The 19,723-nt window shown below is 76.0% G+C and carries 18 protein-coding genes and 1 pseudogene; 1 reads left to right on the top strand and 18 read right to left on the bottom strand.

Annotated features, from left to right (window positions below; translation table 11 throughout):
• The 8 genes and pseudogenes from ACR807_RS12325 to rpe form a co-directional block, all read right to left on the bottom strand.
• Positions 1 to 905: pseudogene (locus ACR807_RS12325) on the bottom strand (hypothetical protein); the annotation flags it as partial.
• 115 nt (positions 906 to 1,020) lie between these two features.
• Entirely contained in the window at positions 1,021 to 2,358 is a 1,338-nt protein-coding gene (locus ACR807_RS12320) for a M28 family peptidase (protein ID WP_438921396.1), read from the bottom strand.
• Between the two features lie 117 nt (positions 2,359 to 2,475).
• Positions 2,476 to 2,916, bottom strand: a complete 441-nt coding sequence (locus ACR807_RS12315; RefSeq protein ID WP_438921395.1) for a PH domain-containing protein — start codon at positions 2,914 to 2,916, stop codon at positions 2,476 to 2,478.
• Positions 2,913 to 3,392, bottom strand: a complete 480-nt coding sequence (gene ribH, locus ACR807_RS12310; protein WP_438921394.1) for a 6,7-dimethyl-8-ribityllumazine synthase — start codon at positions 3,390 to 3,392, stop codon at positions 2,913 to 2,915. The genes ACR807_RS12315 and ribH overlap by 4 nt, the downstream gene beginning before the upstream one ends.
• Positions 3,389 to 4,657: a bifunctional 3,4-dihydroxy-2-butanone-4-phosphate synthase/GTP cyclohydrolase II gene (locus tag ACR807_RS12305; protein ID WP_438921393.1), complete on the bottom strand. Its 1,269-nt coding sequence runs from the start codon at positions 4,655 to 4,657 to the stop codon at positions 3,389 to 3,391. The genes ribH and ACR807_RS12305 overlap by 4 nt, the downstream gene beginning before the upstream one ends.
• The gene (locus ACR807_RS12300; protein WP_438921392.1) at positions 4,654 to 5,265 is read right to left on the bottom strand and encodes a riboflavin synthase; all 612 of its coding nucleotides are present in this window, start codon (positions 5,263 to 5,265) and stop codon (positions 4,654 to 4,656) included. Before ACR807_RS12300 ends, ACR807_RS12305 begins: the two co-directional genes overlap by 4 nt.
• Before the next feature lie 10 nt (positions 5,266 to 5,275).
• The gene (ribD, locus tag ACR807_RS12295; protein ID WP_438921391.1) at positions 5,276 to 6,328 is read right to left on the bottom strand and encodes a bifunctional diaminohydroxyphosphoribosylaminopyrimidine deaminase/5-amino-6-(5-phosphoribosylamino)uracil reductase RibD; all 1,053 of its coding nucleotides are present in this window, start codon (positions 6,326 to 6,328) and stop codon (positions 5,276 to 5,278) included.
• 26 nt (positions 6,329 to 6,354) lie between these two features.
• A complete protein-coding gene (rpe, locus tag ACR807_RS12290; protein ID WP_438921399.1) occupies positions 6,355 to 7,005 on the bottom strand; it encodes a ribulose-phosphate 3-epimerase in 651 nt (216 codons plus the stop codon).
• 211 nt (positions 7,006 to 7,216) lie between these two features.
• Here rpe and ACR807_RS12285 point away from each other — a divergent pair, with 211 nt between their 5' ends.
• Positions 7,217 to 7,849 (top strand): SDR family NAD(P)-dependent oxidoreductase, encoded by a 633-nt coding sequence (locus ACR807_RS12285; protein WP_438921390.1) that lies wholly within the window; start codon positions 7,217 to 7,219, stop codon positions 7,847 to 7,849.
• Positions 7,850 to 7,873: 24 nt separating this feature from the next.
• On the opposite strand, the gene ACR807_RS12280 is transcribed toward ACR807_RS12285, so the two are convergent.
• The 10 genes from ACR807_RS12280 to ACR807_RS12235 form a co-directional block, all read right to left on the bottom strand.
• Complete coding sequence (locus tag ACR807_RS12280) at positions 7,874 to 10,888, bottom strand: helix-turn-helix transcriptional regulator (protein WP_438921398.1); 3,015 nt, start codon at positions 10,886 to 10,888, stop codon at positions 7,874 to 7,876.
• Between the two features lie 52 nt (positions 10,889 to 10,940).
• The gene (locus ACR807_RS12275; RefSeq protein ID WP_438921389.1) at positions 10,941 to 11,516 is read right to left on the bottom strand and encodes a flavoprotein; all 576 of its coding nucleotides are present in this window, start codon (positions 11,514 to 11,516) and stop codon (positions 10,941 to 10,943) included.
• Positions 11,513 to 12,940, bottom strand: a complete 1,428-nt coding sequence (locus ACR807_RS12270) for an RsmB/NOP family class I SAM-dependent RNA methyltransferase (protein WP_438921388.1) — start codon at positions 12,938 to 12,940, stop codon at positions 11,513 to 11,515. Before ACR807_RS12270 ends, ACR807_RS12275 begins: the two co-directional genes overlap by 4 nt.
• Positions 12,937 to 13,866, bottom strand: a complete 930-nt coding sequence (fmt, locus tag ACR807_RS12265) for a methionyl-tRNA formyltransferase (protein ID WP_438921387.1) — start codon at positions 13,864 to 13,866, stop codon at positions 12,937 to 12,939. The genes ACR807_RS12270 and fmt overlap by 4 nt, the downstream gene beginning before the upstream one ends.
• A gap of 112 nt (positions 13,867 to 13,978) precedes the next feature.
• On the bottom strand, positions 13,979 to 14,527 hold the full coding sequence (gene def / locus ACR807_RS12260) for a peptide deformylase (protein ID WP_438921386.1): 549 nt from the start codon (positions 14,525 to 14,527) through the stop codon (positions 13,979 to 13,981).
• Positions 14,528 to 14,575: 48 nt separating this feature from the next.
• Entirely contained in the window at positions 14,576 to 14,857 is a 282-nt protein-coding gene (locus ACR807_RS12255) for a hypothetical protein (RefSeq protein ID WP_438921385.1), read from the bottom strand.
• A gap of 226 nt (positions 14,858 to 15,083) precedes the next feature.
• Positions 15,084 to 16,868, bottom strand: a complete 1,785-nt coding sequence (gene ggt, locus ACR807_RS12250) for a gamma-glutamyltransferase (RefSeq protein WP_438921384.1) — start codon at positions 16,866 to 16,868, stop codon at positions 15,084 to 15,086.
• Positions 16,869 to 16,877: 9 nt separating this feature from the next.
• Entirely contained in the window at positions 16,878 to 17,453 is a 576-nt protein-coding gene (locus ACR807_RS12245; protein ID WP_438921383.1) for a 2'-5' RNA ligase family protein, read from the bottom strand.
• Positions 17,454 to 17,495: 42 nt separating this feature from the next.
• Entirely contained in the window at positions 17,496 to 18,980 is a 1,485-nt protein-coding gene (locus ACR807_RS12240) for an FAD-dependent monooxygenase (protein ID WP_438921382.1), read from the bottom strand.
• Between the two features lie 88 nt (positions 18,981 to 19,068).
• Complete coding sequence (locus ACR807_RS12235; RefSeq protein ID WP_438921381.1) at positions 19,069 to 19,689, bottom strand: PadR family transcriptional regulator; 621 nt, start codon at positions 19,687 to 19,689, stop codon at positions 19,069 to 19,071.
• Positions 19,690 to 19,723 lie beyond the last annotated feature (34 nt).

The raw sequence follows: 19,723 nt of genomic DNA, 5'->3' as shown, positions 1-19,723 counted from the left end.
GCCGGCACCCGCGCGGTGGTGTTGGACAGCTTGAGCCGCAGGTCCGCGCCCTCCCGGCCGGGCCGCACGACGAAGCGCAGCGTCTGCCCACCGGGGGTGCTCAGGTCGTCGGTGCGGTCCGGGACGGCCGCCCACGCGCCGAGCCAACCGGTGGCCACCGGGGCCGGGGCGATCGCCAGCACGTGCAGCCCGCACGTCGTGGACGACGACGGGCTCGTGCGGGGCAGCGTCACCGACAGCAGGGTCTTCGTCGGGTCGGTGGGCCCGAACACGGCGTGCACCGCGGGCCGCACGCCCGGGTCCGGCGCGGTGCCGGCGAGCCGGTGGGGCAGGAGCACGGCGGCGGACCCGTCCGCGTCGCCGTCCGCCCAGTCCGGCACGGCGGGCAGCCACGGGTTCGACGTGGTGCCGTCGGTGTAGGTGGCGGTCATCGTGACCGGCCCGGTCGCGCCGCACGTGCTGACCGCGAGCAGGCCGATGGCCGTGGCCCGCACCCGGTGCTCGGCGGGCAGGGCGATGGTCTGGCCGAGCGCCACCACGTTGTCGTCGCCGGTCACCGGGTGCGGTGCGGGCAGGGTGAAGGTGGCCCGGCCGTGGGTGACCCGCGCGCCGGGCGCGAGCCCCGCCGCCGCCAGCGCGGTCGCGGACAGCGAGTTGCCGGCGCCGTCGAGGTCGGCGGCCACCGCGCCGTCCACGCCGAGGCCGCGGTTGTTCGCGGCGTCGGCGAAGTCCCGCGCCGGGGCCGCGCCGGCGGGCGTCGCCGCCAGGACCGCGCCGGCCAGGACCACCCCGGCCAGAGCCGCCCTGGCGAAAGCGGTCCTGGCGAAGGCGGCCCTGCCGCGGACGGTGGCGAGGGCGGCTCCCGGCCGCCGGGACGGGTGCGCGTGCGGTGCGGAGCGCGGCAAGGTCGGTCCCCCCGGTCGTGCGACCGCCACGGCGGCGGGCGGCGGGAACCCTAATCCCGACCGCGCCGGGGGCACAGCCTTCCGCCCGCCGGGCGGGCGGGCTCCGTCGCCGGGGTCAGGGCCGCGCGCAGGCCAGGCGGTAGGCGGCGGCGCCGATCAGCTCCAGCGACACCTGGAGGCGTTCGGGGCTCACGTTCTGCGCGATCGTGTCCTCGGGCGTGTGGTAGAGCGGTTCCAGCTCGTGCGGGCCGCCCTCGCCGCGCCAGCTGAAGTTCGCCGCCGCGATCCCCTTCTCGTGGAACGGCACGTGGTCGCTGCTGCCGCGCGCCACCGGCCCGTGCACGCGGCTGCCGTAGCCGAGGCGGGCCGCCGCGGCGGCGACCTGCGCGGTGGTGGCGTTGTCGCCGCCGTCCACCGACAGCAGCCAGTAGGCGGTGGCGGGGCCGTGGCTGGTGGCGACCATGTCGTTCTGGAACACGCCCGCGATGCGCGCCGACTCGGCCTCGGGCAGTTGGCCCACGTAGTGCCGGGACCCGAGCAGGCCCTGCTCCTCCGAGCCCCACAGGGCGAACCGCAGCGCCCGCCGCGTCGGCAGGTGGCGCAGCACCCGGGCCAGTTCGAGCGCGAGCACGGTGCCGCTGCCGTCGTCGTTCGCGCCGGGCGAGCCGGGCACGGTGTCGTAGTGCGCGGTCACCATGACCACGCCGCGGTCGCGGCCGGGGAACGTCGCGGGCCGCTCGGCGATCACGTTGTACGAGGTCAGGCCGGTGTGATGGGTGGTGGCGACGGTGACCGCGACGGGGCCGGCGGCGCGCAGCCGCTCCACGTGCACCTGGGCGACGCCGAGCACCGGCACGGCGACGTTCTCGGTCAGCGCCGGCGAGAACGCGCCGGTCTTGCCCGCGGGCGGCACCGACACGCGGCCGACCAGCACGGCCGCCGCGCCCCGGCGCACCGCGTCGAGCACGGCGGTCGACCCGGTGGGCACGTTGACCAGCAGCACGACCGCGCCGGCCAGGTCCTCGGGCAGCGGCGCGGCCGGGTCCAGCTCGCGCACCGGGCCGGTCGCGGTGACGCCGAGCGCGCCGAAGCGGGACGCCGCCGCGTTCCACGTGTCGCCGTTGACGACGAGGGTGGACAGGTACTTGTCGGGCACCGCGAACGGCTGGAGCGTCACCTGGTAGCGCAGGTCGCGCAGCACGGCGGCGAGGTGGTCGCGGGCGCGGTGCTCGGACTCGGTGCCGCCGATGCGCAGCCCCATCCGGTCGCTGAGCACGCGCAGGTGCTCCATCGCCCGGCGCGCCCGCACGCGCCCCACGACGGGCAGGTCCCCGAGGCCCAGGTCGGGCAGGTCCGCGGCGCCGGGCCGCTGCGCGCGGGCCGCCGGGTTCAGGCCCAGCACCGCCGCGCCCGCCGCCGCGGCGGCACCGGTGATGAGTGATCTTCTGCGCACGTGCGCCCCCCTGGTTCGTGGATCACCCGAACGTAGGCAGACGTCGTGTGCCGGGCAAGGTGCCGTTGGCGGACACGGCATCCGCCAACGGCACCACGCCGACCAGGGGTGGTGGTGCTACGGGTTGACCGCCCGGTGCAGCTCGCGCAGCGCCCGCACGGCCGCCACGGCGTGCTCGCGGTCCACCGCCTGCACCGCCATGACCGACACGTACTCGTCGTCGGGCAGCTCCAGCCGGGCCCACGACGCGCCGTCCGGGAAGGACACGTGCAGCACGTCGGACCACGCGTAGCGGTGCGCGGTGACCACGTTGCGGACCTCGACGCCGTCGGCGTCCGCCCGCACCCGCGGCCGGGTGAGCAGCAGCGCGCCGCAGGCCAGCAGCACGCCCAGGCAGATCATCGCCACCTGGTCGGAGGTCCGGAAGATCACGCCGGTGGGCGTGTCCCCGAGCAGCAGGCCGACCGCGGTGAACGCGGCCACCAGGAACACCGCGCACGTCCCCGCGACGACCCGGATCTTCTTCGGGCGGAACTCGACGGCCACGGCGGTGCTCACGACCCCGCCCGCAGCCCGCGCAGCACGAGCGCCGCGTCCAGCGCCGCCGCGCACGCCTCGAAGCCCTTGTCCTCCACCGAGTCCGGGAACCCGGCGCGGGCCAGGGCCTGCTCCTCGTCGTTCGTGGTGAGCACGCCGTTGCCGACGGGCGTCGACTCGTCCAGCGCGACCCGCGTCAGGCCCGCCGTCACCGCGTCGCACACGTACTCGAAGTGCGGGGTGCCACCGCGGACGACCACGCCCAGCGCCACGACGGCGTCGTGCGTGCGGGCCAGCTGCTGGACCACCACCGGCAGCTCCACGGCGCCCGCGACGCGCGCCACGGTCGGCTGGGCCACGCCCGCCTTCGCCGCGGCCTCCAGTGCGCGGGCCACCAGGTTGTCGGTGATCTTCGCGTGCCAGCGCGTGGCCACGACGGCCAGCGTCAGGCCCGTCGCGTCCGGGACGTCGGCCTCGGGCCGACCTTCGCCGCTCATTCCGCTCCTTCCGTGGTGGACACGACCGCGCCGCCCTGGCTCAGCGCCTCGTACTGCTCCAGCTGGTGCAGCTCGTGGCCCATCCGGTCGCGCTTGGTGCGCAGGTAGCGCAGGTTCTCCGGGTTCGGCGAGATCGGCAGCGGCACCCGGTCGAGCACGGTCAGGCCGTAGCCCTCCAGGCCGACGCGCTTGGCCGGGTTGTTCGTCAGCAGCCGCATCGACTTCACGCCCAGCTGGCACAGGATCTGCGCGCCGGTGCCGTAGTCGCGGGCGTCGGCGGGCAGGCCCTGCGCGAGGTTGGCGTCCACGGTGTCCGCGCCGCCGTCCTGCAACTGGTACGCCTGGAGCTTGTGGATCAGGCCGATGCCGCGGCCCTCGTGCCCGCGCATGTAGAGCACGACGCCGCGCCCCTGCGCCGAGACCGCCTCCAGCGCCGCGTCCAGCTGCGGGCCGCAGTCGCAGCGCAGCGAGCCGAAGATGTCGCCGGTCAGGCACTCGGAGTGCACCCTGACCAGCACGTCCTCGCCGTCGCCGATGTCGCCGCAGACGAACGCGACGTGCTCGATGCCGTCGAGCTTGCTGTCGAAGCCGACCGCGGTGAACGTGCCGTGCGCGGTCGGGATGCGGGCCTCGGCGACCCGCTCCACCTGGGTCTCGGTGCGCCGCCGGTATGCGATGAGGTCCGCGATCGTGATCAGCACCAGGTCGTGCTTCTGCGCGAACAGCTCCAGGTCCGGGCGGCGGGCCATCGTGCCGTCGGCGTTGGCGATCTCGCAGATCGCGCCGGCGGGCGCCAGGCCGGCCAGGCGGGCCAGGTCGACCGCGGCCTCGGTGTGCCCGGCGCGGCGCAGCACGCCGCCCTCCTTCGCGCGCAGCGGGAACACGTGCCCCGGCCGCACGACGTCGTGCGCGGTCGCCGCCGGGTCTGCCAGCAACCGGATCGTGCGGGCGCGGTCGGCGGCGGAGATGCCGGTGGTCACGCCCTCGCGCGCGTCCACGGACACGGTGAACGCGGTGCCCATGCGCTCGGTGTTCTGCGACACCATGAGCCCGATGCCGAGCCGGTCCAGCGCGTCCGGCTCCATCGGCGTGCACAGCAGGCCGCGGCACTCGGTCATGGTGAACGCGACCAGCTCCGGCGTCGCCTTCTCGGCGGCGAAGACCAGGTCGCCCTCGTTCTCGCGGTCCTCGTCGTCGACCACGACGACCGCCCTGCCGGCGGCGATGTCCGCGATCGCCCGCTCGATGTCGGCGAAGTCCTTCACCGGGCCTCCTCGGCGCGCAGGTGGGGCAGGGCGAGCCGCTCGACGTACTTGGCGACCACGTCCACCTCCAGGTTGACGTGGTCGCCCGGCGAGCGCCGGCCGAGGGTGGTCAGCTCCAGCGTGGTGGGGATCAGGCTGACCGAGAACTCCGTCTCCGAGACGGACACGACGGTCAGCGACACGCCGTCCACGGTGATCGAGCCCTTCTCCACCACGTAGCGGGCGAGCCCCGGCGGCAGTCCGATGTGGACCAGCTCCCAGTGCTCGGCCTTCTCCCTCGCCAGCACGGTGCCCGTGCCGTCCACGTGGCCCTGCACGATGTGGCCGCCCAGCCGCTGCCCGAGGGCCGCGGCGCGCTCCAGGTTGACCTTGTCGCCCTCGGCGACCTTGGCCAGGCTGCTGCGGGTGAGCGTCTCGCGCATCACGTCGGCGGTGAACGCGCCGCCCTCGACATCGACCACGGTGAGGCACACGCCGTTCACCGCGATCGAGTCGCCGTGCTTCGCGTCACTGGTCACCAGCGGACCCGCGATGGTGACGCGGGCCGCGTCCGGCAGGTCGGCGACGGCGACGACCTCACCCAACTCCTCGACGATCCCGGTGAACACCGTTCCTCCTCTAGCGCGCGACGCCGGACGCCACTGCGGAGACCCGCACGTCCGGTCCGCACATACTGACCTGCTCCACGACCAAACCCAGGGCGTCGGTGACGGTCGACACCCCGGCGTCCCGCAGTGCGGGCGGCCCGTCCCCGAGGAACTTGGGCGCGAGGTAGGCGAGCACGCGGTCCACGCGCCCCGCCCCCGCGAACGCGCCCGCCAGCGTGGGACCGCCCTCCAGCAGCACGTCGACCACGCCGCGGGCCGCCAGTTCGGCGAGCACCACGTCGGGGTCGTGCGTGCGCAGGTGCACGGTCTCCGCCTCGTCGTCCAGGACCCGGGCCCCCGGCGGCAGGTCGCTGGTCCCGACGACGACCCGCAGCGGTTGGCGTCCCCCATACTGCCCGCCACCCGGTCCGCGCGCGGTCAACCTCGGGTCATCGGCGCGCACGGTGCCGGTGCCGACCACGATCGCGTCGACCCTCGTGCGCAGCTCGTGCACCTCGGCGCGGGACTCCGGGGAGCTGATCCAGCGGCTGGTGCCGTCGGCGGCCGCGACCCGGCCGTCCAGGGTGGCGGCGTACTTCCAGGTCACGTGCGGGCGGCCGGTGCGGGCGAAGTGCAGCCAGGCGCGCAGCGGACCGCGCGCCACCTCCTCCGCCAGCAGGCCCCCGACGACCTCGACGCCGGCGGCGCGCAGCACGTCCGCGCCACCGGCGGCCCGCGGGTTGGGGTCGGCCACGGCGTGCACGACCCGGGCCACCCCGGCGTCGAGCAGGGCCGTCGTGCACGGCGGGGTGCGGCCCTGGTGGGCGCACGGCTCCAGCGTCACGACGGCCGTGCCGCCGCGGGCCCGCCCGCCTGCCCGCGCGAGGGCGACGACCTCGGCGTGCGCCTGGCCGGGCGGTCGCGTGGCGCCCTCGCCGACGACCCGGCCCGCGGCGTCGAGCAGCACGCAGCCGACGGGCGGGTTGGGGCTGGTCGTGCCGCGGACCCGCTCGCTCGCCGCGACCGCCCGCGCCATCGCCTCGCCGAGGTCCACCGGGCGGACGTCCGCCGGGTTGCGGTCCATCGGGTGGCGGTCCACCGGGCGGTCGCTCACCGGGCGCGGGCCGCCTGCGCGCGCAGCTTCTCCAGGGCCGCGCCGGGGTCCGCGCCGTCGTACACGGCCGACCCGGCCACGAAGCAGTCCACACCCGCCTCGGCGGCTTGCTCGATCGTGTCGGCGTTGATGCCGCCGTCGATCTCCACCACCAGCGTCAGGTGGCCGGTGTCGACCAGGCGGCGCGCCGTGCGGACCTTGTCCAGCACCTCGGGCATGAAGCTCTGCCCGCCGAAGCCGGGCTCGACGGACATCACCAGCAGCGTGTCGTAGTGCTTGAGCACGTCCAGGTGGGGCTCCAGCGGCGTGCCCGGCTTGAGCGACAGCCCGGCCTTCGCGCCCGCCGAGCGCAGGTCCTTCGCCAGCCGCACCGGGTCGGCCGCGGCCTCCACGTGCACGGTCACGTTGTACGCGCCCGCCTCGGCGTAGCCGACGGCCCAGCGGTCCGGGTCCTCGATCATGAGGTGGCAGTCGAGCGGCAGGTCGGTGGCCCCGCGCAGCGACTTCACCACGGGCAGGCCGATGGTCAGGTTCGGCACGAAGTGCGCGTCCATGACGTCCACGTGCAGCCAGTCCGCGCCCGCCACGGCGGCCGCCTCGTCGGCGAGTCGGGCGAAGTCGGCGGACAGGATGCTCGGGGCGATCATCGGCTGGTGGACCACGGCTGGTGAGTCTAGGCTTCCGCGCCCGCCCCGCCGCGCGGGAGGCGGGCCCATCCCACTACTCGATCGTGTGAACGCCCCCTCCCACCAGGTGTTCTCCGACTACTCACGCGGGTAGTTCCCCAACGGGTGTGGTGGCGATTACGTTCGAGCGGGGAGCTGGGGCTGGGGAGCCTGGGACTGGGGAGCACTGGGGATGAACGCCGAATCGCGCCGCCGGGTCGCGCTGGTGACGGGCGCGTCCTCGCCGCTGGGCGGTGAGGTCGTCGAGGCGCTGGCCCGGCAGGGCGAGCTGGTGACGGCCGTGGACAGCGACGGGGCGCGGCTCGCGGACCTCGTCGAACGGCTGAGCGCCGAGGGCCTGCGGGTCGCCGGGCGACAACTGGACGTCGCGTCGAGCGCGGCCGTCGACGCGCTGGTCGACCAGGTGGAGCGCGAGTTCGGCGCGATCGACGCGCTGGTGGCGGTGGCGGGCGCGCTGCGGCCCGGACCGGTGCTGTCGATCACCGACGAGGACTGGGCGCGCAGCTTCGCGGTCAACGTGGACGGGGTGTTCAACGCCTCCCGCGCGGTGGCCGCGCGCATGGTCGTGCGCGGTCGCGGCACGATCGTGACGGTGCCCGCGCACGTCGTCGCCGTGCCGCGCTCGGGGATCGCCGCCTACGCGGCGTCGCGGGCGGCGGCCATCGCCTACACCGAGTGCCTGGCCGTGGAGGTCGCGGCGCACGGCGTGCACTGCGCGGTGGTGGCGCCCTCCGACGTGCGCCGGGTGGCCGACGAGGTGCGGTTCCTGCTGGGCGGCCCGGTGTCGGACGCGCTCGGCGCCTGATCGGGCCGGCGCGGGTGGTGCCGGTCAGACCACGGAGATCTCCTGCTCGTGCGCGAGCCGGGCCAGCTCGACCCGCGAGCTGATGCCGAGCTTCTTGAAGATCCCCCGCAGGTGGTAGTTCACCGTGTGCGGGGACAGGTAGAGCTGCCGGGCGACCTGCCGGTTGGTCAGGCCCGCGCCGACGAGCCGGGCGATGTCGCGCTCCGGCTCGGACAGCCGCCGCCACTCGGCGACCCCGTCGCCGCCCTCCTCCGCGCGGCCCCCGCCGCGCCGCAACCGCTGCACCTCGCCGTCCGCGCCCATCCGCTCGAAGACCCCCAGGGCGACCGCGGTGTGGGCGGCGGCCCGGTCCGCGCGACCGCCCTCGTCCAGCAGCGCGGCCAGGTCCTCGTTGGCGTTGGCCCGCGCCCACGGGTGGCGGTGCCGGTCGGCGACCTCCAGCAGCTCGTCGACGTCCCGGTCGAACAGGGCGCGGGCGTGCCCGGCGGCCACCGACACCGCGGCGAACCCCGGGTTGTTCGCGGCCAGCTCCTCCGCCACCGACACCACGTCGCCCGCCAGGCCGCTGTCGCCCACGGTCAGCGCGAGCCGCACCAGCCACGCCGCCGCGCCCGGCTCCTCGATGAGCATCCGCCGCGCCGCGTCCCGGTCGGACACCCGCCGCCTGGCCAGTACGGCGGCCCGTCCCGGCCCGCCCTGCGCGTGCGAGACCAGCAGCTCCACCCAGTCGTACTGGCCGGAGTGCAGCACCGCCTCGCCCGCCGCGAGGTCGCCCCGGTAGCGGCGCACGTGCTCGGCCGCCACCGCGACCTCGCCGCGGTGCACCGCGACCGTCGCGAGCACGGTCGAGGCGAGCGGCACCAGCAGCCGCAGCCCCCGGTCGCGCGCCGCCGCCAGACCCGCCCGCGCGGCGGCCCGCGCCTGCGCGAGCCTGCCCGCCTGGGTCAGCACCCTGGCCCGCGCGATGGTGCGGGCCGCGGGCGCGCCGCTGGTCACCGCCTCGTCGTCGGGGCGGCCGTCCGGGAGGGCGTCCGGCGGGCCGTCGGGGTCGTCGCCCTCCGCGGCGTCGTGGGTGTCGTCGCCGTCCTCCGCCGGGGCGTCGTCGGCCGGCCGGTCGCCGCGCGCCGGGTCGCCGCGCACCAGCCGCTCCGCGTCGTCGAAGTCGCCGAGCGCGGCCAGCTTCAGCGCGAACGACACCGCCGACTGCGACTGCCACCACGCGGTGGGCCGGTCCACCTCCCAGCGGGTCGACTCGCGGCCCCAGTAGACGCCCTCGGCGAGGTTCCCGGCGCTCCACTCCAGGCACGAGTGGACGGTCGCGGCCATCACCACGTCCGCGTCGCTGGGTTCCCGGTCGCGGGCGGTCAGCACGGACAGCGCGTGGGCGCCGGACCGGCTGCCGGTGGCGAAGTACAGCGACAGCAGCCTGCCCGCCGCGGCGAGCTTGCGCAGCGGTTCCGGGACGCCGGCGGTGGCCAGCACGTGCTCCATCTCGGTCGCCGCGTCGGCCGGGCGGCCGTCGGCGAGCAGGATGCCCGCCAGCACCGCGTGCAACTCGGCCGACGCGCCCGCGCGCACCGGCCCGGCGAGGCTGTCGCGGGCCAGCGCGATGGCGGAGCCGAGCTTGCCGCCCGCGGCGAGCGCGCGGACGCCGCGCACGGCAGCCGCGCCCCGGTCGGCTCCCTCGACCAGCCGCTCCCCGGTGGACCGCTCCCCGGTGGACCGCTCCCCGGCGGACCGTTCCCCTGCCGCCCCGTCCCAGGTCGATCGCTGCCCGGTCACCCCGCTCCAGGCCGGTCGCTGCCCGGCCGACCAGTCCCCGGCCGACCAGTTCCCGACCGGTTGGCCCCCGGGCATTTGGCCTCCGGCAGGTTGATCCCCGGCTGCCCGGTCCCCGACCGCCCGACCCACGGCCGCCCGGTCCCCGGCTGCTTGGCCCTCGGTCACCCGGTCCCCGGCTGCTTGGCCCTCGGCCGGTTGATGCCCGGCCGATTGATGCCCGGCCGATTGATGCCCGGCCGATTGGTCCCCGGTTGGCTGGTCCCCAGTCGACCGCCCACCGGCCGGTCGGCCCCCGGCGTGCCGGTCCCGGTCGGGGGTCCGCGCCTCGGCGCACGACGCGTCCCGCAGCGCCGTCCGCAGCACCGACGCGTCGTGCCGCAGGGCGTGCAGCACCGACGCGGGCATCGACTCCACCACCGCGCGCCACACCAGCTCGGAGGTGAACTCCAGCCGTTCGTCGACGCACGCCACCAGGCCCGACGCGAGCACCTCGTCCACGGCGAGCAGCAGCGCGCCCGTGGTCTCGCCCATCATCGTGGCCACATCCGTGAGCGGGAACGACCTGCCGACCACGGCGGCGACCCGCAGCAGCTGGGTGGCCTTGGCCGACAACGCGTCGACCTGGCCGCGCACCAGGGCCCCGACCCGCTGCGGCAGCCAGCCGCCGTGCAGCCGGGCCACGCCGTCGCGGACCTCCAGCTGCCCCTCCTCGCGCAGCCCGGTGACCAGCTCGGTGACCAGGCGCGGGTTGCCGCCCGCGCTCGCGGCGAACGCGGCCAGCTCGGCGGTGGGCACGGCGTCGAGCAGGTCCCGCACCAGCGCCGCCACCACGTCGTCGGCGACCGGGCCGAGCGGCAGCACCTCGCCGGCGGCGGCCAGCGCCCGCTGCGCCTCGGCGCCCGCGAACGCGCCGGACAGCGCGAGCAGCACGGTCACCCGGCGCTCCCGCACACGGGGTAACAGGGCCAGGACGGCGGCCGGGTCGCGGTGCGCCTGGTCGACGGCGATCAGCGGGCGCGCGCCCCGGTCGACCTCGACGCGCTCCAGGGCGCGGGCCACGTCGGCCGAACCCGCCAGGTGCTCGCCGGGGACCAGGACGACGGAGAAGCCGCGGTCGCGGGCGGCGCGGACCGCCTCGTGCAGCAGGAGCGTCTTGCCGGAGCACGGCGGACCGTCGACGGCCAGCAGGCCACCGGGTGCGGACAGGAAGCGGAGAACCGAAGCCCACTCACGATCCCGGCCGTACAATTTCGACACGATCAAGCCTGCTACGCACCTCGACCGACTGTCAATTCACCCGGTGCGGGCGTCAGCGGTGCTTCGGCGGTGCGAAGCCCCCGATCCGGTCGAGCTCGGCGAGCACCGCCGCCGGGTCGGCGACGAGCACCACCCCCGCGGACCGCAGCGCGGTCAGGTGACCCCGGTGCGCCGGGTGGCCCGCCTGGTCCGGCGACAGCTGCGGCAGCGCCACCACCGGCGTGCCCCGGCCCAGTCCCTCGCACAGCACGGTCAGCGCCTGGTTGTCGCCGATGCCCAGGGCGAGCTTGGCCAGCGAGTTCGCCGTGGCCGGGGCGAACGCGAACGCGTCGGGCACCGGGTGCGGCTTGGGCTCCGTCGGCAGGCGCGACGTCCAGCGCACCGGCAGGTCGGTCGTGGCCCGGAGGTCGGCCAGGCGGGGTTCGAGCCACCGGGCGACGGTCGGCGTCAAGGTGATCGCCAACCGCCACCCGCGTTCGGCCAGCGGCCGGGCGAGCCCGTCCACCAGCCACGTCTCCACCCCGCCCGCCGCCGACACGACCAGCCCGAGGACCGGCGCGCCGCCCACCGGGTTGCCGCGTGCCGGGTCGCCTGCCACCGGGTCGCCCGCCACCGGGTCCACCGTCACGCGGGGCGGCGCAGCACGGCGCAGAACATGGCGTCCGTGCCGTGCAGGTGCGGCCACAGCTGCACCTGCGGCCCGTCGCCGAGGTCGGGCACGTCCGGGAAGAACTCCCGCGTGTCCAGCCGTTCCGCGCCGGTCCGCCGGGCCACGTCCGCGACCACCCCGACCGTCTCCGACAGGTGCGGCGAGCACACCACGTAGGCCACGACCCCGCCGGGGCGCACCAGCTCCAGCGCCGCCGCGAGCAGCTCGCGCTGGAGGCGGGCCAGCGGCGCGACGTCGGACGGCTGCCGCCGCCACCGCGCCTCCGGCCGCCGGCGCAGCGCGCCCAGGCCCGTGCACGGCGCGTCCACCAGCACCCGGTCGAACGACCCCGCCGGCAGGCCCGACTCGCGACCGTCCCCGACGTGCACGGTGATCGGCAGGTCGCCCGCGGCCTTGCGGATCAGGTCCGCGCGGTGCGGCGCCTTCTCCACCGCCTCCAGCGACGCGCCCGTCAGCACCGCCAGCGAGGCCAGCACCACGGCCTTGCCGCCCGGCCCCGCGCACAGGTCCAGCCACCGCTCGTCGGGTCCCTCCAGCGGGACCCTCGTCAGCGCCAGCGCGCACAGCTGGCTGCCCTCGTCCTGCACGGTCGCGAGCCGCTCGCGCACCGCGTCGAGGTCGCCCGGGTCGCCCGACCCCGGCTCCAGGTGCACCCCGTACGGCGAGTACGGGGCCACGTCGCCGCCGGTCATCGCGGCCAGCTCGTCCGCGCTGCACTGGCCCGGCCGCGCCGCCAGGTGCACGGCGGGCCTGGTGTCGTCGGCGACCAGGGCGTCCCGCAGCGGCTCGCCGCGGCTGCCCAGCGCCTCGGCGAACGCCTGCGCGATCCACCTCGGGTGGGCGTTGGCCATCGCCTGGTAGCCGATCGGGTCGGTCTCCTCGTCGGGCGCGACCTCGTCGACCCAGCCCTGCTCGTCCTGGGCGGTGACGCGCCGCAGCACGGCGTTGGCGAACCCGGCCGCGCCGGACCCCATCGCCGCGCGCACCAGGTCGACGGTCGAGGCGACCGCCGCGTGCGCCGGGATGCGGGTGCGCAGCAGCTGGTAGGCACCGAGCCGCAGCGCGTCCAGCACCGCGCCGTCCACTTCGGACAGCGGACGGTCGGAGCAGCTGGTCAGCACCGCGTCCAGCAGGCCCTGGGCGCGCAGCGAGCCGTAGGTCAGCTCGGTGGCCAGCGCCGCGTCCCGCCCGGTGATCCGGCGGTCGCGCAGCAGGCCGGGCAGCACGAGGTTGGCGTAGGAGTCGCGCTGGCGCACCGCGCGCAGCGTGTCGAGCGCGGCCTGGCGGGCCGGGTCCTCCACCGGGGGGCGCTCCGGCCCGGTGCGCCGACGCGGCGGGTGGGGCCGGTTGGGCCGCGAGGGCCGTGATGAACGCTGGGTCATGAGATCCGCTCCCCCGCCTCGACGCGGACGCCGCGCGCCCAGTCGGTGGCCGCCATCCGCTTCTTGCCCTGTGCCTGCACCTCGCCCAACGCCACCGGTTCGGTGGCCGTGCCGACCAGCACGCGCTTGCGCTCCACCCGGATCTCGCCGGGCGCGAGCGGGTCGTCCGCCGCGACCGGGGTCACCGGTCCGAGCTTGAGCCGTTCGCCGCGGAACCCCGCCCACGCGCCGGGGTCCGGGGTGACCGCGCGGGCCACCCGGTCCAACGCCGCGGCGGGCGTGGAGAAGTCCAGCCTGGCGTCGTCCACGGTCACCTTCGGGGCGTAGCTCACGCCCTCCTCGGGCTGGTCGACGGCACGCAGCGTACCGTCCCCGATGCCGTCCACAGTGGACAGCAAGAGCTTGGCCCCCGACTCGGCGAGCCTGCCGAGCAGGTCACCGGCCGTGTCGCGCTCGCGCACCCGCTCGGTGAGCACGCCGAACACGGGGCCCGCGTCCAGCGCCTTCACGATCCGGAACGTCGTCGCGCCGGTGATGTCGTCCCCGTGCCGCACAGCCGCCTGCACGGGCGCCGCGCCGCGCCACGCGGGCAGCACCGAGAAGTGCAGGTTCACCCACCCGTGGGTGGGGATGGACAGCGCGGACTCGGGCAGCAGCGCCCCGTAGGCGACCACCGGGCACAGGTCGGGCGCCAGCTCGCGCAGCCGCGCCAGGAACGCCGGGTCACCGGCCTTGGGCGGCGTCAGCACCTCGATGCCGTGCTCGTCGGCCAGGGCCGCGACGGGCGACCGCTCGACCCGGCGCCCCCGACCGGCCGGGGCGTCGGGGCGGGTCACCACGGCCACCACCTCGTGCCGGTCGGAACCGAGGAGGGCGCGCAGCGACGGCAGCGCCGGTTCGGGCGTGCCCGCGAAGACCAGGCGCATGTCAGGCCCCTCCGGACGACAGGTGGCTCCGGCGGTACCGCGGACTGGCTTGGACGAACACGCACTCTCCTAGCGTCGGGGCAGACGACAAGTCTAGGAGAGCGTCCCCGGGCTAGCTCGCCCCGCCGAACAAGGGGTGCGGCGACTGCTTCAGCACCGGCACGCCGCCGTCGAACCACGACTGCTGCCGGATGGCCCGCATGGCCTCCTTGCGGGTCGCGTCGTCCAGGCGGTCCAGGAACAGCACGCCGTCGAGGTGGTCGGTCTCGTGCTGGACGCACCGCGCCAGCAGGTCCGTGCCCTCGACCTCGACCGGCTCGCCGTGCATGTTCCAGCCGCGGGCCACGACCTGCCGGTGGCGGCGGCAGTCCCACGACATGCCGGGGATGGACAGGCAGCCCTCCGGGCCGTCCTGGAACTCGTCGCCGACCACGTCGAACGTCGGGTTGACCAGGTGACCGGCGAACCCGTCGCAGTGGTAGGTGAACACGCGCAGCCCCACGCCCAACTGCGGCGCGGCGAGCCCGGCGCCGCCGGCGTCGCTCATCGTGTCCCACAGGTCCTTGACCAGCTTGCGCAGCTCGGCGTCGAAGTCGGTGACCTCGACGGCGGGCGTGCGCAGCACCGGGTCGCCGAACAGCCGGATCGGTTGGACGGTCACGCGCTCTCCTCGCACTGGGCCTCGGTGGCCCAGTCTACGAAAGCGGCGTCAGTGTTCCAGGTCACGGCCGAGGAAGGTCACACCGAGCAGGGCGACCGCGAAGTGGCCGGCGAAGCGGGCCACCGCCACGGCCCCGGCGGTCACGGCCCCGGTGGCTCCGGCGGTCACGGCCCCGGTGGTCACGGTCCCGGTGGTCACGGCCCTGGCGGCGAAGGCCCCCGGTCGGGCCGTCCCGGCGGTGCTCGCGGCCGCACGGCGCGCCCCCACCGGGATCACCGGGGTCCTCTGCGCGGTCGTCATCGGGGCGGTCGTCATCGGGATGGTGGTCATCGCCGGCTCCTCGTCTCGTTCGTGCTCCCAGGGTCTCCCCTCCGGGTGTGCGCGTGCGTCCGCTCGGAGTACCGACCCGACCTCATCCCCCGGGATGAGGTTCGTGCGCACCCCCCTCGGCGGTTCCGGCCGGCCGCGCGGGACGTGGCGAGAGCCGTCGTGTTCGACCCGGTCGGCCGACCCCGTTCCCGGTGCGCCTCCGACGGGCGCACCGGGAACCGCCGGGTCAGCCGCGCGAGGGCCGGACCGCGCGGGCCGCCCCGCCGCCCCGCCTGGTCGGTTCGGCGGCGGCGCGCCAGCGGCCGTCGGGGAGGCGCTCCACGGCCGTGACCGAGCCGATCTCGCCCGTCGAGGTGAAGCGGTGGCCCAGGTCGCGCAGCGCCTGCGCCTCGGGACCGGCCAGGAAGGCGGCTTCCGCCTGGGTGCTCGCGGCGTTGCGCTGCGAGGCGCGCGGCGCGGCGATGGCCTGCACCAACGTCTGCCCGCGGTCCAGGCGCTGGGTCAGGACCTGGAGGACGGTGGTGATGATGCTCGCGCCGCCCGGCGACCCGAGCGCCAGGACCGGCTTGCCGTGGTCGAGGACGATCGTCGGCGACATCGACGAGCGCGGCCGCTTGCCGGGGCCGGGCAGGTTCGGGTCGGGCACACCGGGCGTGACCGGGGTGAAGGAGAAGTCGGTCAGCTCGTTGTTCAGCAGGAACCCGCGACCGGGCACCACGATGCCGCTGCCGCCCTCCTGCTCGATGGTCAGCGTGAACGCGACGACGTTGCCCCACCGGTCGGCGACCGTCAGGTGCGTGGTGTCCGTGCCCTCGTAGGGGGTCGCGGCCGGCTCGCCGCTGGTCGCGCACGGCGCCGGGTTGCGCGGGTCACCGGGGGCGACGGGGCTGGTCAGCGCCTTGGCCGGGTCGATCAGGCACGCCCGGCTGTCGGCGAACCGCTGCGAGAGCAGCTCCCGGGTCGGCACGTCGGCGAAGGCCGGGTCGCCCACCCAGCGGTTGCGGTCGGCGAAGGACAGGCGGCTGGCCTCCAGGAAGCGGTGCAGGTACTGCGCGGGCGACTCGGCCCGCAGGTCGGTGGTCTCCAGGATGTTGAGGGCCTCGCCGACCGTCGTGCCGCCGGAGGACGGCGGCGCCATGCCGAACACGTCCAGGCCGCGGTAGCGCACCTGGCTGGGCTCGCGCCGCGGGGTGTCGTAGCGGCTCAGGTCGGCGGCGGTGAGGTCGCCGGGCCGCACCACGCGGGTCGCGCCGGGCACGACCGGGGGCTGCCGCACGGCCGCGACCAGGTCACGTCCGACCGCGCCCCGGTACAGCGCGTCGACACCGTCCTCCCGCAGCTCGCGGTAGGTGTCGGCGAGGTCCGGGTTGCGGAAGGTGGTGCCGACCGCGGGTGGCGCGCCGCCCGGCAGGTACAGCGCGCGGGTCGACGTGAAGTCCCCGAACCGCGCCGCGTTGTCCGTGACCTGCCGGTTGAACGTGGCGTCCACGGTGAACCCGCGCCGCGCCAGGTCCTCCGCGGGCTTCAGCGCCCGGTCCAGGGACAGGCTGCCCCACCGCTGGAGCGCCCGCTGCCACAGCCGGGGGGTCCCCGGCACGCCGACCGACAACCCGCTGGTCACCGCCTCGGTGAACGGGATCGCGGCCCCGCCCTCCACGAACAGCTCCGCGTCGGCCGACGCGGGCGCCGTCTCCCGACCGTCCAGGGTGGACACGCGCTTGGTGCGGGCGTCGTAGTGGACGAGGAACCCACCACCGCCCATGCCCGCCGAGAACGGGTCGGTGACCCCCAGCGCGGCCGCCACGGCCACGGCGGCGTCCACCGCGTTGCCGCCGCGCCGGAGCACGTCGACCCCGATCTGCGAGGCGTCGGGGTCGACGCTGGCCACCACCCCGCCGCTGCCCACCGCCTCGGGCAGGCGCGGCGCGTCCCGCGCGGCCTGGGCGGGGCTGGTGACGAGCGGGACGAGGAGGAGGGATGCGAGGACGCTGACAGCAGTCGACCGGAGCATCGTTCCCTTCTACTCCACCCCGGGCGGACTGTGCACCGTCCGAGGTAGCAAGTCCCACTCCGCGACCGTCCGCCACGAGTCGGCGCGGGCGCTGCCCGCGATCAGCCGGACCTGACCGATCCGCGTCCGCAGGGGCAGCACCCCGGCCAACTCGCGCTCGGCGTCCCGCAGCCCCGCCGGGTCGCCGACCTCGGTGGTGCCCACGGTGAGGTGCGGGATCGTCTCGGCGAACGCCCCGCCGAACGGCGGCCAGTCGGGGAACCGCCGCCACACCGCCTCGGTCAACGCCCGGAACGGCGCGGCGGGCTCGGGCGCCAGCCAGAGCACGTCCTCCCCGAACCACTCGGTCCGCCGGAACGCGCACCCGAAGGCCGGGGCACCCGCCACCACCTCGCCGAGCGCGTCGAGCACACCCAGCTCGTCGACGCGGTGCGGCGGCACGAACGGGTAGAGCACGGTGACGTGCGCCGGCACACCCCACCCGGCCGAGCGGTCCAACCGCCGCCGGTACCGCCCGACCACCGGGTCGGCGGCGGGCACCGGCACGATCACCGCCGTCTCCTCCGCCCAGCTCAGGTCCCCCATGTCCCTCATGGTCCCACCGACCGCCACGCGCCACACCGCCCTTCACGCCCCCGAGAGGGCCCCGGTGCCGAACCAGGTGCTCCACGCGGTGAGGAGGGTGGCGTCGGGCTGCGGATCGGTCGTCGTGGAGACCCAGGCGGTGTGCCCGTCGGGACGGATCAGCAGACCTTCGAGGTCGGGGTGCTCGGGACACCGGGCGTCGTGGACGTCGATCCCGCCGGCCGCGCCGACCTCGTTGCCCGCGCCGACCGGCAGGAAGCGGTCACCGGGTCGGAGGAGCACCGGACGCGCGGGCCGGAGCAGTTCCGCGACGCTGGTGCGCTCCCCGCCGACCACCAGCGCCAGGTTCGGCGTGAGCCTGCCCGTCCACGGGTGTTCTCCGGGAACCCGGGGCCCGTACCGGGTGTCCACCCCCGCGACGAGTTCGGCCAGGTGCGTGCCGACCGCCGGCAGGGCGGCGAGCTCGCCGAACAGGTCCCGGACCGGGTCGAGGTCGGGACGGGACCGGCCGAGGATCGACTGCGCCCGCGTGGTCCGCAGCAGGCGGAGCCCGACCTCGTGCCGCTCCCGGTGGTAGCTCTCCAGCAGCCCGGCCGGCGCATGGCCGAGCGCGGTGGCGGCCAGCTTCCAGCCCAGGTTGACCGCGTCCGCCAACGCCACGTTCACCCCCACCGCGCCCGCCGGCGGGTGGATGTGCGCGGCGTCCCCGGCGAGGACGACCCGGCCCGCGACGTAGCGGTCCGCTTGCCTGGCCGCGTCGGAGAACCGGGTGAGCCAGCGCGGATCGCGGAGTTCCACCGACCGGCCGAGCGTCTCGTCCAGCACCCGCTGGAAGTAGGCCGGCTCCACCGGCCCGTCGCGGTCGGCGGGCGGGACCGGCTCGTCCAGCACGATCCGCACGTAGCCGGGCCGCGGGATCACGAACACCGCGCCCCGCTCACCGGCCGTCACCCCGAACGGCAGGGCGTCCGGGTCCGCCAGTTCCACGTCCGCGAGCAGGCTGAACGCGGCGGCCGCGATGCCCGGAAAGCCGATCCCGGCGAGTTTCCGCACGACGCTGCGGCTGCCGTCGCACCCGACGAGGTGGCCGACCCGCCTGCGCTCGTGGCCGTCGCCGACCCGGGTGGTCACGTCGACCCCGTCACCTTCCTGGTCGAGGCCGGTCACCTCGTGGCCCCACGACACCGGCACGCCCAGCTCGGCCAGCCACTCCTCCAGGAGTTCCTCGACCCGGGTCTGCGCGATGCCGAGCACGTAGGGGTGATCGGTGTCCATCGTGCTCAGGTCCAGGGGCCGGCGGGGATCGGCGAACATCCCGTACGGCACCGTCGGCCCCTCCGCGAGGAAGCGGTCGACCACACCGCGCCGGTCCAGCAGCTCCAGGCTGCGGGCGTTGAGCGTGAAGCCCCGGCAGAACGGTGACCGCCGCGGCAACCGGTCCACCACCTCCACCTCGACCCCGGCCAACGCCAGCTCCGCCGCCAGCATCAACCCGGCCGGGCCCGCCCCGACCACCAGCACCGTCACCGCGTGCCCCGTCCCGCGCGTCGATGTTCCCCGTGCCGACGTCCTCCGTGCCGACGTCCCCCGGTCGGCGTGCCCCGGACCGCCGGGCTCACCCGGCCCCGCCGTCGCCGCCGACCCACCCGGTCACCGCCTCCGGCCAGGCCAGCCGCCCGGCCGCGATGTCGTCGGTGATCTCGTCGAGCCAGCCCAACTCGGCCTCCAGCATCCGCACCGCGTACTCGGCCTCGACCACGAACAGGCGCGGCACCTCACCGGCCTCCAGCACCTCCCGGTGCCCGCGCCGGACGTCCGCCAGCGACGCCCGCGTCCGTTCGGCCCGCTCCCGCAGCGCCTCCAGGGCACCGTCCGGCCCGAGCGCGCCGAGGTAGCTGACCGCCGCCAGGAACTTCGGGTACTCGTCCGCCGGGACGCGGATCAGCTCGTCGACCCAGCGCACGAACTCCCGACGCCCCACCTCGGTGTGCTGGTAGACGGTCCGTTCCGGTCGTGCGCCGACCCGGACGGTCTCGCGCGCCTCGATCCACTCGGCCCGTTCCAGCGCCCGGACCACGTCGTACAGGGAGCCGGTGGTCACCTTGAAAGCCCGGTCCATCCCGCGTTCCCGCAGTGTGGCGACCATGGCGTGCGGGTGCATCGGCGCCTCCAACAACAAGCCCAGCACCGCCAACCCCAGTGGGTTGGACGCCGGACGTCGTTCCCGTGCAGCCATCGACTCGCCTCCAATCACTCGGAACCGAGTATTT

The organism is Saccharothrix sabaoui, assembly GCF_051756985.1.
Lineage (GTDB): Bacteria > Actinomycetota > Actinomycetes > Mycobacteriales > Pseudonocardiaceae > Actinosynnema.
Note: the sequence above shows the minus strand (reverse complement) of the source record. Positions and strands in the feature narration are given on the sequence as shown.